Raw genomic sequence first — 15,116 nt, forward strand, 5'->3', positions numbered from 1 at the left:
CGCCGCGGCCAGAAGGGATTGGGCCTCCCGTAAAAACTGGTTTCCCGCCGAAGACAGGCGCATCCGGTGCGTATCTCTGAATAGCAATACGGCTCCGCAGCGATCTTCCAGGATCTGCAAATAACGGCTCAGCGTCGGTTGCGTCACCCGGAGTTTGCGGGCCGCCGCAGAAATATTGCCACTTTCCACGATACAGACGAAAGCGCGCAGCAGGGATAAGTCGTCGAATACTGTCATACAGAATCAGTATCGATATTCTGCTTATGCGTCTACCAAAAACTCCAGGCTGTAACATATTGTTGGTTAAGCAAGAGATAAGCATCCAAACCAAAGGAGGTTGCAATGAATACATCCAAAGAAATCAAAGTGGCTATCGTTACAGGAGCATCACGCGGAATCGGTGCGGCCGTTGCCAAGCGCCTGACCGCCGATNGCATTGCCGTTCTGGTGAATTTTGCGAGCAATGCCGATTCAGCCAACGCCGTGGTGGAAGCCATCAAGGGCAAGGGGGGCCGAGCCACCGCAATCCAGGCCGATGTTTCCGTGCCTGCGCAGGTAGCCGACATGTTTGACCAGGCCATCACTCTTTACGGCGGGGTCGATATTCTCGTCAATAATGCCGGAATCATGCAGCCGGGCCTGATCTCTCTGTCCGATACGGATGATGCATTGTTCGATAAAATTGTGGCCGTTAATCTCAAAGGGACATTCAATACGCTTCGGCTTGCAGCCGGGAAACTGCGTGACAACGGGTGAATGGTCAGACTATCTATGTAAACGGTGGAATCGTTTAGTCAAAGGAAGGAGACGTGCCATGAAAAAGATAATCGTGGTAACAGGTGCTTCAAGTGGATTCGGGCGGATGGCTGGGCATACCGTATATGCCGGAATTCGGGAAACCACAGGACGCAACACCCAACAAATCGTCGCGCTAGCAGAATTTGCAGCGCGGGAAAAGGTGAATTTGCGGACAATCGAATTTGTATCCTTAGATTAAGTGTAAGCTCGAAATAGTAAGTAAAATGGGCGTTGGGTGCCACCGTATCAAAAGTGATCTCCCTTTGCCGGGTGGCCGCAACTAGATCTTCTTTAAATTTTTTGACAAAAAATGTTTTCCTCTCCGTGTGCACCTGTCATCTTTTTTTACACCCTGTCTTCCAATAGGATGCACTTACTTTGTTTTCCGGCCTTCCCCACTTGGGGGCATTTTGCCCAAAACTTTATCCACCCAGGCGTTACAGCTTTTCTTCCCCCAAAATTATTAATGGCATACTTGTTGATAATACTGTTGTTTAACGGGCAAGGTGCCTGCGGGTTTTTAAGGTAGGCAACTGATGTACAGCCCAAATGAGAAGGTAGGCAAAAAAATGATACATGGAACGCCTATAACAATATGTATTCGCACCATGATATTACAGGTAAAAAAAACTGATGATAATCACAGCACTCTGCCTTACGGCAACGTTCATATGATTTTGACACAGCTTATAGTGCAAACAAGTCAACGGTTTGATTATTCAATTTAAATTTAAATAAGGACGGTTAAATTATGAAACGAGTAGAAAATAAAGTCGTAGTCGTAACGGGTGGCGCATTGGGAATTGGACGAGCAACCTGTCTTTTGCTGGCCAAGGAAGGTGCGAAAGTTGCCATAACCGACCTGCTTGATAAAGAAGGCCAAGAATTGGCTGATAAAATTACGAAATCAGGTGGAACAGTTAAATTCTGGCATCTTGATGTAACAAATGAAAAAGAGGTTGAAAAAGTTTATGGGAACGTAGTCAAAGAATTCGGAAAACTTGATGCAACCGTAAATAATGCAGGGATAGCGGGCGCGGATAAGCCAACTGATGAATTAACGGAAAATGAATGGGATACCGTTATGAATGTGAATGTAAAAGGAGTTTTCTTTTGCACCAAACATGCCATCCCCCATATGCGGAAATCAGGTGGGGGAAGCATCATAAACCTTTCCTCGATTTATGGATTAATCGGGGCCGGAGATATCCCTCATTATCATGCGTCAAAAGGTGCTGTCAGATTAATGTCTAAAAACGATGCATTAATCTATGCAAAGGATAATATAAGAGTGAACTCTGTACATCCCGGATTCATTTGGACCCCTTTGGTGGATGAATTGGGAAAAAACAATCCGGGATTCAGAAAACAACTCGACAGCCGACATCCGATCGGACATATTGGCGAACCGATCGATATTGCTTATGGAATACTTTATCTTGTATCTGACGAATCAAAATTCGTTACCGGAAGCGAATTGGTTATTGATGGCGGGTATACTTGTCAATAACTCAATGTTCGGGGTTCAGAATAGAGCCAAAGTTGTTTTAACTTCTCAACAACCTGGGTCAGTTTTGCCATTAAAGTATAACCAATTTATATTATTAATAAAATTTGGAGGCGCCATGCTTGTTTTTTGACAGGAGTAGACATCATGCCCAGAAAAGTAGCATTTTACGGCAAAGGCGGAATCGGTAAATCCACCACCCAGCAGAATACCGCTGCGGCAATGGCTTATTTTTATGACCAGGAAATTTTTATCCATGGCTGCGATCCAAAGGCGGATTGCACCCGCCTGATCCTCGGCGGCAAACCCCAGGAAACCCCGATGGACATGCTGCGTGAAAAAGGTGCCGAAAAAATTACCAACGACGCGGTTATCAGGAGAGAATTCCGTGATATCCAGTGCGTGGAATCCGGTGAACCATGCGGGTGGATGCAACTATCCTTTTTGACATTGAAGCCTTTGATGCGCCGTTGATGCCAAAAGGCAACCACGTCTCCCACGGGGACACAACAGTGGAAGACCTGACCGACACGGCCAATGCCCTCGGAACCATTGCGCTGAACCGCTATGAAGGCATGAAAGCCGCACAATACCTGGAAGACGAATTCGATGTACCGGCCATCATTGGCCCCACACCCATTGGTATCCGCAATACAGATACCTTATGTTGACGCGTAAAAGTAAAAAAGGATTATACATTGAAAAGAAAATGGGTTAAAGGAAGGGATCGAACTGAGAACATCATCACCCGGAGGTAAAAAAACAATGCAAGGACGGATGAAATCAAACCAACTAACAACAGATCAGATAACTGCACTTTTAACTCAAGCTCAGGTTGGACATTTGGCAACATTAAACGACAATGGGTTCCCTTATGTCACACCGGTGCATTTTGTTTATTCTGAAAAAACGATCTATATACACGGATTAAGCAAGGGACAAAAGATTGAGAACATTCAAAGAAACAGCAAAGTCTGTTTTGAAGTGGTGAGTCAGGGAAAGTTTTTGCTTGCGGATGAACCCTGCGATGTTAACACGGAATATAAGAGTGTGATCATTCACGGAGAAGCGAGTCTTCTCAGCGAAAAGGAAAAAAAGATTGAAGCATTGAATGCGATTGTCGGAAAATATGTCCCTAATTTAGCCGGAAAAGAGTTTCCTTCAAATATGCTTGCGGCCACTGGTGTGATTAAGATCGAAGTCAAGGAATGTACTGGCAAGTTTTATGATGCCAGTTGTCAGTAGCACATGTCGCTGGACGAAGATGACTTGACGCCCGTCTCAGTGATATCGTTACAATATTTGACAGTGTCTTTTTCTCAATAATTTTTCCTTTAGAAAGCCATTCACCCAAACCAAAGGGTTTTTCAAAGAAAAAATTATGACGGTTATGTCAACTCAAATTCGCCTCCCATTGAACCAAGTGTCAACTCAAATATGGTTCGGGACAAGCCGCAAACCATTACAATTGGCCGATCTTGTTAGAATATAAAAGTTGAGTCTGGCGTTAAGAAATTAAAAATACTGGGTGTCCACCAGATCGTTTCCCGCCAGGGAAAGGATTTTGTTCAACGCATCCGTAAAGCTTATGTCAGACTGTTTTTCCCCGCCAAAGACAGCATTCTGCACCTTGAGTCCGAACTCATCGTCTTTTCGTACGGTCAAACGTACCGATCCTGATGCGAAGGTACCGTTTTTCAGGACTACGTCTTCGTCCCCATCCACAATGCCGATAACCGGAATATCGAATCTTGATAGAATATCCGCAGCCACCACCGTGGTGTCGTCGCCTACGGTGACAACCCCGCGTGCTTCATTGGCAAGTTGATACACATGCATGCCGGCATGATCGATAAACACCATACCGCTGCCGTTGCTTTTTACCGTGCGCCGGGAAAAACAAGTACGACGGATGGTAGGGGTTGAAGCCAGTTTGGCCGATTTCAGGTCAACACCGCCCAGCCGGTCCAGCTTTTCAATGCCGTGGGCCTTGACATCCACACCCTTGATGTCGCAGAGGTGACCGTTTTGGCAGGCCATTACCACTTCGCTTCCTAAGGCCCGGCCCACCATGATCCCGTTCACCAGTACAAAATCGCCTGCTTCCGCCGTTGTCATACGGCGGTAAATTCTGCCGTTTTCGCTCCATACCGAGGACTCGATCTCAATTTTTTCCCTTTGGGAAAGACTTAACCCGGTCAGGGTATCAATAATGAAAGAGGGGCACCCTGACTGCCATTCCACCCAAAAAGGCCCCGCACACTCCACCTGAACCACCGGGGTGTTGATCCTGGCGCGGTCAACCACCATGCCGCCAAAAACAAGCCCTGATTCAACCGACTTGCCGTAGTTAACAATGATCACCATGTCCGTGGCCTGGGAGAGTTCCTTGAGGCATGCACCCGGCATCTGCTCCCAGAACTCAATACCGTCGAGACCGCTGTCGAAAACGGCTGTCCGGCCCATGGTCCCTGCCAGGACGCAACGAACGGTGCAAAGAGGTTCAAGAACCTTGATCACCCTTTGAGCCCAGCCGGAATCAAATACTTCAGGTCCGTGGAAAAGCAGCCCGATCATTAATTCACCCTGAACAATTTTTTATAAAGGTCTATGTGAGTCCGGCTCCAGACGGCATCATGGTCATGACCATGATTTTCCCAATGCTGAATGTTTTTCTGCCAGTGCGAGATAGGGGCGTTGTACCCGCTGACATCCCTGCCTGCCAGGGCCATGAGTTCTGCGGCATGCTCAAATGCATCCGCAGCCTGGAAATGGGCATCTTTTTCTGTACAAAATCGTCCAAGCTGTTCACACGCATGAATACCGGCATCCCAATTTTCTTCATTCTCAAATATCTGCGCCAAACGGTAAGTCAGGATTACAGCTAAATCCCTGTTGTCCGCTTTCATGGCTGCAGCAAGCCCTGCTTCCAGCGAAGCGACTGCATTCTGCATCTCTCCTCTGGCTTCATATATATTGGCTGCATTCATATATCCGTGGACACCCAACGTATAGCTGCCTTTTCGGGTTTTAAGATCCGCATAGCACGTCCATTTTCCCGGGTCATTGGTTTTGCGGGCCTCTTGTTCCAGTCTGCGGCCCATGTAGTAGGTGTCTTCTCTAACTGAATCCCAATCCATAGGTTTTATCCTTTCTATCTTTTTGGCAGGTCCGTGGTTACTCTCAGGTCCAAATTACAAACAAAGTCCAAATCAGGGCAGCCATGATTGCCATGCGCAATCCCGTTGAGACAGCCAGCACCTGCCATCCTGTCCCCGGGCCGAAAATCCCTAAATAATAGGGGATGAGGAACCTCAGGTTGATCCCACTGGCCAGAAGATTGCCAACCAGTAGTGACAACACAACTTCCCGGCCGGAAAGCTTTGAAGCATACAATAGATTGCCGGCCACAGTGAATGCTCCCACATTGCTGGCCAGCCTTGTGGCCACAATGGAAAGAGCCTTGGGAGACAGCGGCAGAAATGCAGTAAGACCGGAAAGCCATGTGTTTAAATAATCAAACATGCCGGCGTGAATAAGCACAAACATGACCGCTGTCACCGGAATGGTTGTTTTTATAACACGAATAATAATTTTCCGGCTTTTTTTTGCACTTTCAACCCAAAGCGCCCATGACGGGGAAACGCCCACCTGTTTTTCGGCTGAAGGTATAATGGCGTGCGCATTATCCGGTTCAAGAAGGAAATGGCCAGCCAACATTGCTGCAATGGTTTTTAAAAGCCCGACCAGCAGCAGAAAGCCGTAATATACAAAGGCGTATATGCCGATGAGCGGGATGGCTATTGGCAGAACGGTGCGCCAGTGCATGACAATGCCGGGAAAGGTATTGACAATGGCTGCGATGATCAGTTCCTTGCGGGTAATAAGTCCTGCCTCATGGTGCCTGACCAGCATGGCGTTGCCCGCCGAAGGGGAGAGAAAAGCGGTTAAAAAACTTGCTCCGCATTCAGGTTTAAGGTGTCCTATGCGGGTCAGGGGCCGGGTGATCCAGGCTATTTTGTTCACCCAGCCAAGTGCCACGATAAACTCCGCCACGATCACACCAACGCTGAAAACCGGTACCATGGCGACCAGGAATTTCAGCGTGGAGAGGGCTGCAGCGGCCAGGACAGCAATCATGAATTACCCAACGGTTCCCGTGGGCAGAATATAGGGATGTCCCTCATTCTGACTGACAACTGCGTGAACGCCATATACGGTGCTGATGTTTTCCGGCGTCATAACCTCACCGGGTGTGCCCGAACAAAGAATTTGACCCTCTTTCATCATCACCACTCTGTGGGAAAACCGGGAGGCCAGGTTTAAGTCGTGCATGGCCAGAACGGTCGCCATCTGGTTTGTCTTAACCAGGCTTGAAATCATCTCAAGCACTTCGAGCTGGTGTTTTAAATCCAGGTTGGATGTCGGTTCGTCCAAAAGAAGAATGTCGGTGTCCTGGGCAATGGCCCTGGCAAGCAGAACTTGCTGACCATTTGTCCTTTGTGAACCTTCAGGCTTATATCCGTAAGGATGGTTCTTTTTTTGTATCCAAACGAGAGGGCGTCAACTTGAAGCATTACCAGTACGCCTTCTTTTTTTTCATGAGCAGGTAAAAGAAAAACGGTACGCCGATAAAGGAGGTGACAATGCCCAGCGGAATCACCTGAGGCGCCCAGCAGGTGCGTCCAACCGTGTCTGCCGCCAAGACCAGAGTGGCGCCGATCAGTGCTGAGGAAGGTAGAAGATACCAATGGTCACTGCCCACAATCATCCGGGCGATATGGGGCGCAACAAGGCCAATAAAACCAATGACACCGGTAAAGCAGATGCCGGCGGCAGTGATCAAAGAAGCAAGGATCACTCCCGTGGTCCGGATACCTGTGACATTGACACCCAAAGCGCTTGCCGATTCGTCACCTGCGGCCAACAAATTTAAATCAAATGAGAGTTTAATCAGAAGGGGCACCGGCAAAATGATCATCACGGCAGCCACCATGATTTCCGGCCATCCCACCTTGGTCAAGCTGCCAAAAAACCAGAATACGATTTCATGCACCTGTTCCACTGTGCCCATGTACTGCAAAAAAGAAGACAGGGACGAAAAAAGAAACATGATGGCAATCCCCGAAAGGATCATGACCTCGGGGGAGGCGTTTTTTAACCTGGCAATCCCCAGGATAAGAAAAGAGGCGGCAAGGGAAAAAAAGAAGGCAGAGCCTGCAACCAGATACTGACCATACAGGGAGCCGCCGAAAACAATGGCAACTACAGCCCCGAATCCGGCGCTTGAGGCGATCCCCAGGGTGTAGGGAGATGCCAGGGGATTTCTCAAAATGGCCTGGAACACACTGCCGGCCACGGCAAGGCCGATTCCCACCAGAAAGGCCATAACAATCCTGGGCAGCCGAAGCTGCCAGATGATGGCCGAGGCACGTCCGGTATTGGTGAACAATGCGTTTAAAGACTGGGAAAACCCCATGGTTGAAGCCCCCAGGCAAAGGCCAGCGACCGCCATACCGGCCAGTAGAAGACAAAGGAAAAAAATGAAAAGAATTTTTCTTGTGCCTCGCCTTCGATATCGGTCCTGAAGATCATTCATCCGTTCACAGGCGTCCTTTTTTACAAGAAAATATGTGTAACCCACACAGATCTTTCAACTTTTGTTGTGGGTTGAGCCCGGGTGCCGATAGACCAGGTCGGCCATGGCCGTTATTCGGGATAGACATACACGCCTTGATACGGGATTTTCTGAAATTTTTCAAGGTATTGTCTGTGCAACTGGTCCGGATGAAAACTTGGGGATGTGTCAGGGAAGAACCATTTGACCAGGTAGTACATGCCGACCACTGCCCGGGGCCCGGTCCAGATATCGTTGGCGATCACGTGGACCCGGCCACTTTTGACGGCGTTGGTGTGGGACCATGCCGGTCTGTCCATGAGATCGGCCCGGATGGATTCAAAACTTCGTGCATCCGCCATGCTGTAGCATGATCCGCCGGCGCTTTTTGTGGTGACTTTAACCACCACATCAGGGTTGGCTGTCACGATCCACTCCGATGTCACTTCAGGATAAGGAATGGACAATGCCCCGGCGATATTGTTTCCCCCGGATGATACACACATGTCATGGCCGCCGGCTCCGGGTGCTGCGGTATGGTAGTTTGAATTCCCTTCTATATAGACGTTTGGGCGGGCAGGCATTTTTTCTATAAAACGCCCAATATGGTTCATGTGGTCCCCATACCATGCAGCCAGATCTTCGGCCTCTCGTTCCTTACCAAGAATCCGGCCAAGGATTAAAACCTCTTTTATAAGGGTGGCGGGTTTATAAAAATCAAGCCGAATCACCTGAATGCCGAAAGGGGCAAGCTTTTTTTCCATGTCCCTGCCGGGCCGGGAGCCGTAACAGAGCACGGCATCGGAATTAACTTCCACAACCTGTTCGTAATTGATCTCTTTCCAGGACCCTACCTTGGGTTTGCCATTGAGCTTGGGCCAGAACAGACCGTTTTTCGAAATCCCGGAATATACCCCGGCCACAAGATCAGACGCATCTAAAGACCGGATGACCTCCAGCGCGTCAGAGTTCAGGACTACCAGGCGTTTCACCGGCAGTCCGATCTCTATCTGTGTGCCGTTGGCATCTTTCACCACAATGGTCTGCCAGGCCTCCGGGGCTGCAGTTGCTATTGACGTGCCGGGGAGAACCCAGAAGACTGTCAGAATGATAATGGCAAGACCTTTTTTTATGAAAAACTGCATGCCGGGTTAGAACTCAAAGGAGATTCCGGCTTCAATGTACCGGCCGCTCATGGGATAATAGTACTGATTATATGGGGTCCCGTCGGAATTCCTTCTCCCGGTCTCATTGAAATAGTTATACTCCTCCTGGCCAAATACATTATTGCACAGCACCCACACCTTAAATTTTTCGACGGTATAGGTCAGTTTAAGATCGGCGGTGACATAATCGTTGATCTCGTACCGGTTCAGAACGTCCACATACTGCTTGCCGTAATAGTTCACATCGGCACTGAATTTCCAGTTATCCAGAAAATAAAAGTCCAATCCAAAAGTCCCGGTAAATTCGGGGACATGGGGTACTTTTTGGCCTGAGATATCCACATTCTCGCTGTTGGAATCAGATGTCGCCCCCCAGATATACGGTTTGAATATGGCATTGTCCCACTCGGCATTTTGATATGCACCTTGGAGGCGATAACCCACCACAGGATTGATCCGGCCTGAGGCTTCCAACTCAAGGCCCATATGTTCGGAATCCCCCACGTTTCTGTACCCTAACCAATCGCTGGTAGCATCTGAATCATACAGGGAGAGGAACTTATCATCCACCTGCATGTAATAGGCTGTGACAGCCAGGCTGAGCTTGGCGCTGACATACTGCTTATACCCCAATTCCAGGGTCTGATATTTTTCAGGTTTCAAATCATCGGCTGTATATTCATCTGTGGCATATTCCATGGCGTATTTATAGTAATACAGTACCGGATACCAGTAGGATTGAGAAAGCGACGCATAGACAGTCGCGTTTGAATTGAGATGATAGGCCGGCGTGATATCCCAGGAAAAATCGGAGTGACTGTTGGTCACCTGGTTAGATTCCAGGGTTTTAACATCATAATCCACCTGGTCAAAACGGCCGCTGAAGCTCAATTCCCACTGCCGGCTGAAGTCCAGCTCATTATTTAGAAAAATGCCGAACCGTTCCCTTTCGGCGTCCATGGTGCCTTTGGCAACCGCACTTTCCTGGGAAGCGGACAATGGTGTCGGAGACCATGGATATGATTTAACCAGATCAAAGGAAATCTTTTCATAATCTCCGCCAATGGTGGGGATATACTTTATTGTGTTGAACAAAAAATTGTAACCACCAGATGCTCTGGTCAGGAACCTGTCCTGATCACTGTCTTCCTGGTAGTCATAATAGGAACTGGTTGTGCTGTAACTGGAATCAAGCTTTTTTGCCAGATACCTGTAAACATGATCTGTGTTATCATAAGAAACCAGCCCGTTGGCAAAATATTTTTCTTTTTTTGTGCTGAATTCAAGACTTACGGCTGTATTCTCATCCTCATTTTCCCGGTTATGGACCAGAGTGTCATCTGTTTCCGATGTGGGGAAAATTTTTTCCCGCCGATAATTGTCCAGCTGCCATTTTGTTTTGCCGTAAATGGTATCATCGTCGGCATTATGCCAGTCAAGATTCAGGCCCAGGCAGGTCTCTTCGGAAAAATTATGGCCGACACTGACCCGGGCAGTTCCCAATTCTTTATTGGGGGCTTTAATTCTTGACAGTAGTTTGTTATATTTATATATTCCTTTTTAACGATTTATGAAAGAAAGGCAAAGGGTGTAGGGGAGGATCATTATGAAAACATTTATCAAAGTTATGAAAGCATTATCCGATCCCAACCGGGTGAAAATGATGAAAATGCTTCAACATCGCCCAATGTGTGTCTGCGAAATAAAGGAGGCTCTAAGAATCGCCCAGTCCACGGCAAGCAAACATTTGAAGATTTTAGAGGACGCAGATCTGATCAGAGGGTTTAAAGATGGATTGTGGGTAAACTATTCTTTGTCTGACGGCAGCAGTTCACCATTTGCCGCCAACATGATCGGAAACCTGAAACACTGGCTGGAGGATGAGCGTGAGATTAAAGAATTGAATAAGATTCTCCCGGGAATTGACCGGCACGATATTGTCGGCAAAGCGTAAAGGTTTAGAAAAAATTAATCATATGTATCGTTATATGCCCATGTAGAAAAAAGAGGCGGATATGAGTTCAAATACAACCCAGACCGGTACAGTCCGGAAAGACAACTCTGCATTGGCGCCTAAAAAAGAAGACATCAAGGCCTGGATTACCAAGTAGTCCCAAAAGAAAGCTTTAATGAAAAACGATCAAAAGAAAGGAGAAAAAAATGTCTGAAGATTGCTGTTGTTCAAACAATAATACAATGATCCTGGCCTGCTCCGGTGGTTCCAACGTGGGGCAACTTTCCAACCAGGCTGCCATTGATCTGACCCGGGAAGGGGTTGGGAAAATGTTCTGTCTGGCCGGTATCGGCGGACAGCTCAGCGGCTTTGTCCAGTCCGTAAAAGATGTTGATAATCTTGTGGTGATTGACGGATGCCAGGTGGGATGTGCCAAAGCGATTCTTGAAAAGAATGGAATTGAGAATAAAAACTATATGGTTATCACGGATCTGGGCATTGAAAAAAACAAGGATTTTAATCTGAACCCCGTTGATCTTGAAACGGTCAAAACAGAAGTGAAAAAAGGTCTGAACACTTAAAATAAGGATATCATAATATTGAAAATACTATTTGGATTGACTGTTCTGGTTTCGCTTTTTCTTTCTATATCAATTGTCTATGCCCAGGATTTTTCCATGGTTCCGGAAAAAGGAAAAGTTACCATGGTCGACCTTGGGGCTAAAAAGTGCATCCCTTGCAAAATGATGGCCCCGATTATGGGAAAGCTTGAAAAAGTATATGAAGGCAAGGCGCATATTGTTTTTATTGATGTTTGGGAGAACCGGGAACAAGCCCCCAGATTCGGAATAAGAGCCATTCCCACTCAGATTTTCTTTAATGAGAAAGGTGAAGAGGTATACCGCCATGAAGGTTTCTTAGAAGAAAGGGCCATTGTCGAGCAATTGACGAAGATGGGAGTGTCAGAACCAGACTTGGAAACCAAAGGATAATTCAATGCTGGATGCTTTGTTTTTAACCGTTAATCAATGGATGACCGGCGGTATCGTCATAGCGGCAGCCGGGTGCTTTTTATGGGGCATTATCAGCGTGTTGTTCAGCCCTTGCCATATGGCGTCCATCCCTCTGATCGTCGGTTATGTGGGTGGTCAGCAAAGGATGATACACCCCCGTCAGGCGGGGGTGTATTCGGTCCTTTTTACAGCCGGGCTTTTCATCACCATCGCCTTGATCGGTATCGTATGTGCCCTGCTTGGAAGAATGCTTGGAGATGTGGGCAACTATTGGCAGATCCTGGTAGGCTCTATCCTGATATGGGTTTCATTGGGAATGCTGGGGGTTGAAAAATGCTCCATGTCCGGCAGCTTTTTGTACCGCTTAAATCTCAAGGGTAAATTCGGAGCATTCGCCCTGGGGCTCGCCTATGGGGTACTCTCCGGTTCATGTACTTTCGGATTTATCGCTCCGATACTGGCAATTATTACGGTCCAGGCAAAAGTGGCAACCGGCATCATTTTGATTGTTCTGTTCGCTGTTGGCCATTGTATTCCCATTGTTATTGCAGGAAGCTCGACCGCTGCCGTTAAAAAACTGCTTGGAAACAGCACATGGAACGGTGCCGGAATTTGGTTCAGAAAGGGTGCCGGAACCCTTGTGGGTATTTTAGGAATTTATTTTGTAATTTTTCCATTTGTTTCCACCTAAGAGCATATTTCAGTCAGTATATCGGAGAGATAAAGACCGTAGACGTTAAGAAAGGGAAAGGACTGTTTGAAACCAGACGGTGTGATTCCTGCGGGGAGGTGACATTTGTCAACAAGTTGCGGGTTCAGCCGGATGGCAAAATAGTCTGTATGGGATGTTCAATCTACAACGAATAGCAGCTGCCGGCCGACCTGGGTTTCAGATCCAGTATTGTCAACAGCAAATAGAGAAAGTTACCCTTGGTTTATGGCAGACTTTCTTAAAAAAAGGAATCTCTTATGCCGGCTCTAATTGCCATCACATTAATCATACTGGCTTTGTCCTTTATTTTCGCCATGCTTGGCCTGGGCGGAGCCATGCTTTATATACCTGTTTTCCACTGGTTTTCTTTTGATTTTAAAAGTGTTGCCATTCCAACAGGTCTGCTTTTAAACGGCATCACGGCATTATCCGCATCCGTTTATTATCTTAAAGAAAAAATGGTGGATGTCCGGGGGGCTGTTCCGCTGATCATATCCTCATTTATTGCAGCACCGTTAGGTGCTTATTTTACCAGGATGGTCAGCACGGATATTCTTATTCTGCTTTTTGCCGCCGCTATGCTTTTTACAGGCGAAAAGATGCTGATCAGCTCCGGGCAGCCGGAAAAAACCGAAATGATGCCCATAGGGAAACGGATGACTATTATGGGGGTCGCTGGTTTTTTTATTGGGTTTATTGCAGGGCTTCTCGGGGTTGGTGGTGGATTTCTATTTGTGCCCATGATGATTGCCATGGGATATCAGACCAAGATTGCAGCCGCAACCAGTGCCTTTGTTGTCATTTTTTCGTCTTTTTCCGGTTTTGCCGGTCATGTTGCTGAAGGACATTTTGACTGGACCTTGATGGTGGTCACATCCATTGCCGTGATCATCGGCTCCCAGGTCGGTGCAAAGGTAATGAAAGAGAAAATGAAAGCCAAATGGATTAAACAGATGTTTGCAATCGTTCTTTTAGGCGTTGCTGCAAAATTGATCTGGAAGCTGTATGCCTGATGGTGAAAGATTTTATCACTCAGTGCGTTTAATTTGGATTAAAATACAGAGCTGCATAAAGTTGGTAGTCTATGCAGCTCAGGACGCTAAATTGTTGTTTACAGTCCAGGGTTATAATTGAAAAGGCGTTGAGTTCTTAAAGTATTTTCAAAAAATTTTTTCAATCATTCATGATCAAAGAGAGGAATTTCAAATAGTTAACATTTAATGAATGCTGAAATAATATGCTGCTATAGGCTATGGTTGATGATGGTTCGTCCTACATGCTTACCCGCAAGCATCAGATCAATTCTTTCATTGAGTTCTTCTAAAGATACTTCAGTGATATTTGAATTGAGACTGTCAATCTTCCATGAAGTTGCGAGGTTAGACCAGATATCCTTTCTCAAATCCATAGGGCACTGGACCGAGTCAATTCCCAATAGATTAATTCCTCGAAGGATAAAAGGATATATTGAGCTTGTGAATTCATGTGAAGACACATTGCCACAACATGTGACACTTCCAGAATACTTGGTCGTTTTTAGAGCGGTGGATAGTGTATTGCCACCTACGGTATCGATTGCACCTGCCCACCTGCTTTTAAGCATCGGACGATCAGAACTGTCATTTAGTTCACTGCGGTCAATGATATCTTTTGCACCAATGGATTGCAGGAGTTCTTTTTCGTGGATTTTTCCGGTTGCTGCAATAACTTCATATCCAAGTTTGTTTAGAATTGCTACTGCTATACTCCCAACACCCCCGGTCGCCCCTGTTACAAGGATTTCACCGTCTTCAGGGTTTACGCCAGACCTAATAAGTTTGTAAACAGACAAAGCGGCTGTAAAACCGGCTGTGCCATAAATCATGCTCTCCTTTAGAGTTAAAGACTCAGGACAAGGTACAATCCAATCAGCAGGAACGCGTATATATTCGCCAAAGCCACCAGCAGTATTCATTCCAAGATCATACCCGGTTACTATGACCTCATCGTCGATTTTAAAGAGACTGGAGCTACTTTCTGTAACAATACCAGCGGCATCGATTCCTGGTGTGTGCGGATAATGCCGAGTAACACCCTTATTACCAATAGATGAAAGCGCATCCTTATAATTCAGTGAAGAGTAATTTACCTTTATCAAGACTTCACCATCAGGCAAGTCTAAGGTGTTTCTTGAGATGATTCTGCGTTGAAAAACAGCTGTATCTTCCTCATAAATTTGCATCGCATTAAATTGTATAGACTTCATATTGCTTTCCTTTATTTTGATGGTTCTATATCCAACTAATATTAATGCGAAAAAGGTTCCATGTCAAACTATTTTCTTGTTAAATTTGTCGAGTACATAATATA

The 15,116-nt window shown here is 46.6% G+C and carries 20 protein-coding genes; 11 read left to right on the forward strand and 9 right to left on the reverse strand.

Annotated features, from left to right (window positions below):
• On the reverse strand, positions 1-237 hold a 237-nt coding region (locus tag B147_RS0116270; protein WP_026259694.1), incomplete at its 3' end, for a LysR family transcriptional regulator.
• Positions 238-342: 105 nt separating this feature from the next.
• Between B147_RS0116270 and B147_RS28655 the strand changes: the two genes are divergently transcribed.
• The 6 genes from B147_RS28655 (at position 343) to B147_RS0116300 (ending at position 3,550) form a co-directional block, all read left to right on the forward strand.
• Complete coding sequence (locus B147_RS28655) at positions 343-756, forward strand: SDR family NAD(P)-dependent oxidoreductase (RefSeq protein ID WP_020588263.1); 414 nt, start codon at positions 343-345, stop codon at positions 754-756.
• Positions 757-814: 58 nt separating this feature from the next.
• Positions 815-997, forward strand: a complete 183-nt coding sequence (locus tag B147_RS28660) for a hypothetical protein (protein WP_020588264.1) — start codon at positions 815-817, stop codon at positions 995-997.
• A 552-nt stretch (positions 998-1,549) separates the two neighbouring features.
• Positions 1,550-2,308, forward strand: coding sequence for an SDR family NAD(P)-dependent oxidoreductase (locus B147_RS0116285; protein WP_020588265.1), 759 nt, complete (start codon positions 1,550-1,552; stop codon positions 2,306-2,308).
• Between the two features lie 144 nt (positions 2,309-2,452).
• On the forward strand, positions 2,453-2,779 hold the full coding sequence (locus B147_RS0116290; RefSeq protein WP_020588266.1) for a P-loop NTPase family protein: 327 nt from the start codon (positions 2,453-2,455) through the stop codon (positions 2,777-2,779).
• Entirely contained in the window at positions 2,779-2,976 is a 198-nt protein-coding gene (locus B147_RS0116295; RefSeq protein WP_020588267.1) for a nitrogenase component 1, read from the forward strand. Before B147_RS0116290 ends, B147_RS0116295 begins: the two co-directional genes overlap by 1 nt.
• A 106-nt stretch (positions 2,977-3,082) precedes the next feature.
• A complete protein-coding gene (locus tag B147_RS0116300; protein WP_211216948.1) occupies positions 3,083-3,550 on the forward strand; it encodes a pyridoxamine 5'-phosphate oxidase family protein in 468 nt (155 codons plus the stop codon).
• A 270-nt stretch (positions 3,551-3,820) separates the two neighbouring features.
• Here B147_RS0116300 and B147_RS0116305 read toward each other — a convergent pair whose 3' ends face one another.
• The 7 genes from B147_RS0116305 to B147_RS0116335 all read right to left on the reverse strand — a co-directional run bounded on the left by B147_RS0116305 (position 3,821) and on the right by B147_RS0116335 (position 10,591).
• Positions 3,821-4,882 carry a DUF2117 domain-containing protein gene (locus B147_RS0116305; RefSeq protein ID WP_020588269.1) on the reverse strand — a complete coding sequence of 354 codons (1,062 nt, stop codon included), beginning with the start codon at positions 4,880-4,882 and terminating at the stop codon, positions 3,821-3,823.
• The gene (locus B147_RS0116310) at positions 4,882-5,445 is read right to left on the reverse strand and encodes a hypothetical protein (RefSeq protein WP_020588270.1); all 564 of its coding nucleotides are present in this window, start codon (positions 5,443-5,445) and stop codon (positions 4,882-4,884) included. Before B147_RS0116310 ends, B147_RS0116305 begins: the two co-directional genes overlap by 1 nt.
• A 43-nt stretch (positions 5,446-5,488) precedes the next feature.
• Entirely contained in the window at positions 5,489-6,445 is a 957-nt protein-coding gene (locus tag B147_RS0116315; RefSeq protein WP_020588271.1) for a hypothetical protein, read from the reverse strand.
• A 3-nt stretch (positions 6,446-6,448) separates the two neighbouring features.
• Positions 6,449-6,742 (reverse strand): ATP-binding cassette domain-containing protein, encoded by a 294-nt coding sequence (locus tag B147_RS28665; RefSeq protein ID WP_020588272.1) that lies wholly within the window; start codon positions 6,740-6,742, stop codon positions 6,449-6,451.
• 139 nt (positions 6,743-6,881) lie between these two features.
• Positions 6,882-7,904: a FecCD family ABC transporter permease gene (locus tag B147_RS0116325; protein ID WP_051085677.1), complete on the reverse strand. Its 1,023-nt coding sequence runs from the start codon at positions 7,902-7,904 to the stop codon at positions 6,882-6,884.
• Between the two features lie 110 nt (positions 7,905-8,014).
• Positions 8,015-9,067 carry an ABC transporter substrate-binding protein gene (locus B147_RS0116330; RefSeq protein WP_020588274.1) on the reverse strand — a complete coding sequence of 351 codons (1,053 nt, stop codon included), beginning with the start codon at positions 9,065-9,067 and terminating at the stop codon, positions 8,015-8,017.
• Positions 9,068-9,073: 6 nt separating this feature from the next.
• Positions 9,074-10,591: a TonB-dependent receptor gene (locus tag B147_RS0116335; RefSeq protein WP_020588275.1), complete on the reverse strand. Its 1,518-nt coding sequence runs from the start codon at positions 10,589-10,591 to the stop codon at positions 9,074-9,076.
• Between the two features lie 103 nt (positions 10,592-10,694).
• Here B147_RS0116335 and B147_RS0116340 point away from each other — a divergent pair, with 103 nt between their 5' ends.
• From B147_RS0116340 to B147_RS0116365, 5 genes are all read left to right on the forward strand, one after another.
• Positions 10,695-11,042, forward strand: coding sequence for an ArsR/SmtB family transcription factor (locus B147_RS0116340; protein ID WP_020588276.1), 348 nt, complete (start codon positions 10,695-10,697; stop codon positions 11,040-11,042).
• 206 nt (positions 11,043-11,248) lie between these two features.
• Complete coding sequence (locus B147_RS0116350) at positions 11,249-11,623, forward strand: putative zinc-binding protein (protein WP_020588278.1); 375 nt, start codon at positions 11,249-11,251, stop codon at positions 11,621-11,623.
• A 96-nt stretch (positions 11,624-11,719) separates the two neighbouring features.
• Positions 11,720-12,034: a thioredoxin family protein gene (locus B147_RS0116355; protein ID WP_157237920.1), complete on the forward strand. Its 315-nt coding sequence runs from the start codon at positions 11,720-11,722 to the stop codon at positions 12,032-12,034.
• Between the two features lie 4 nt (positions 12,035-12,038).
• Positions 12,039-12,746 carry a cytochrome c biogenesis CcdA family protein gene (locus B147_RS0116360; protein WP_020588280.1) on the forward strand — a complete coding sequence of 236 codons (708 nt, stop codon included), beginning with the start codon at positions 12,039-12,041 and terminating at the stop codon, positions 12,744-12,746.
• 278 nt (positions 12,747-13,024) lie between these two features.
• A complete protein-coding gene (locus tag B147_RS0116365) occupies positions 13,025-13,780 on the forward strand; it encodes a sulfite exporter TauE/SafE family protein (protein WP_020588281.1) in 756 nt (251 codons plus the stop codon).
• Between the two features lie 230 nt (positions 13,781-14,010).
• Here B147_RS0116365 and B147_RS0116370 read toward each other — a convergent pair whose 3' ends face one another.
• Positions 14,011-15,012 (reverse strand): YhdH/YhfP family quinone oxidoreductase, encoded by a 1,002-nt coding sequence (locus B147_RS0116370; RefSeq protein ID WP_020588282.1) that lies wholly within the window; start codon positions 15,010-15,012, stop codon positions 14,011-14,013.
• Between the last annotated feature and the right edge of the window lie 104 nt (positions 15,013-15,116).

This window comes from Desulfobacter curvatus DSM 3379 (genome assembly GCF_000373985.1).
Lineage (GTDB): Bacteria > Desulfobacterota > Desulfobacteria > Desulfobacterales > Desulfobacteraceae > Desulfobacter > Desulfobacter curvatus.

Coding starts and splice junctions, on each gene's coding strand:
- B147_RS28660 (WP_020588264.1), top strand. CDS start 815: ATGAAAAAGATAATCGTGGTAACAGGTGCTTCAAGTGGATTCGGGCGG.
- B147_RS0116285 (WP_020588265.1), top strand. CDS start 1,550: ATGAAACGAGTAGAAAATAAAGTCGTAGTCGTAACGGGTGGCGCATTG.
- B147_RS0116290 (WP_020588266.1), top strand. CDS start 2,453: ATGCCCAGAAAAGTAGCATTTTACGGCAAAGGCGGAATCGGTAAATCC.
- B147_RS0116295 (WP_020588267.1), top strand. CDS start 2,779: ATGCCAAAAGGCAACCACGTCTCCCACGGGGACACAACAGTGGAAGAC.
- B147_RS0116300 (WP_211216948.1), top strand. CDS start 3,083: ATGAAATCAAACCAACTAACAACAGATCAGATAACTGCACTTTTAACT.
- B147_RS0116305 (WP_020588269.1), bottom strand. CDS start 4,882: ATGATCGGGCTGCTTTTCCACGGACCTGAAGTATTTGATTCCGGCTGG.
- B147_RS0116310 (WP_020588270.1), bottom strand. CDS start 5,445: ATGGATTGGGATTCAGTTAGAGAAGACACCTACTACATGGGCCGCAGA.
- B147_RS0116315 (WP_020588271.1), bottom strand. CDS start 6,445: ATGATTGCTGTCCTGGCCGCTGCAGCCCTCTCCACGCTGAAATTCCTG.
- B147_RS0116325 (WP_051085677.1), bottom strand. CDS start 7,904: ATGAATGATCTTCAGGACCGATATCGAAGGCGAGGCACAAGAAAAATT.
- B147_RS0116330 (WP_020588274.1), bottom strand. CDS start 9,067: ATGCAGTTTTTCATAAAAAAAGGTCTTGCCATTATCATTCTGACAGTC.
- B147_RS0116340 (WP_020588276.1), top strand. CDS start 10,695: ATGAAAACATTTATCAAAGTTATGAAAGCATTATCCGATCCCAACCGG.
- B147_RS0116350 (WP_020588278.1), top strand. CDS start 11,249: ATGTCTGAAGATTGCTGTTGTTCAAACAATAATACAATGATCCTGGCC.
- B147_RS0116355 (WP_157237920.1), top strand. CDS start 11,720: ATGGTTCCGGAAAAAGGAAAAGTTACCATGGTCGACCTTGGGGCTAAA.
- B147_RS0116360 (WP_020588280.1), top strand. CDS start 12,039: ATGCTGGATGCTTTGTTTTTAACCGTTAATCAATGGATGACCGGCGGT.
- B147_RS0116365 (WP_020588281.1), top strand. CDS start 13,025: ATGCCGGCTCTAATTGCCATCACATTAATCATACTGGCTTTGTCCTTT.
- B147_RS0116370 (WP_020588282.1), bottom strand. CDS start 15,012: ATGAAGTCTATACAATTTAATGCGATGCAAATTTATGAGGAAGATACA.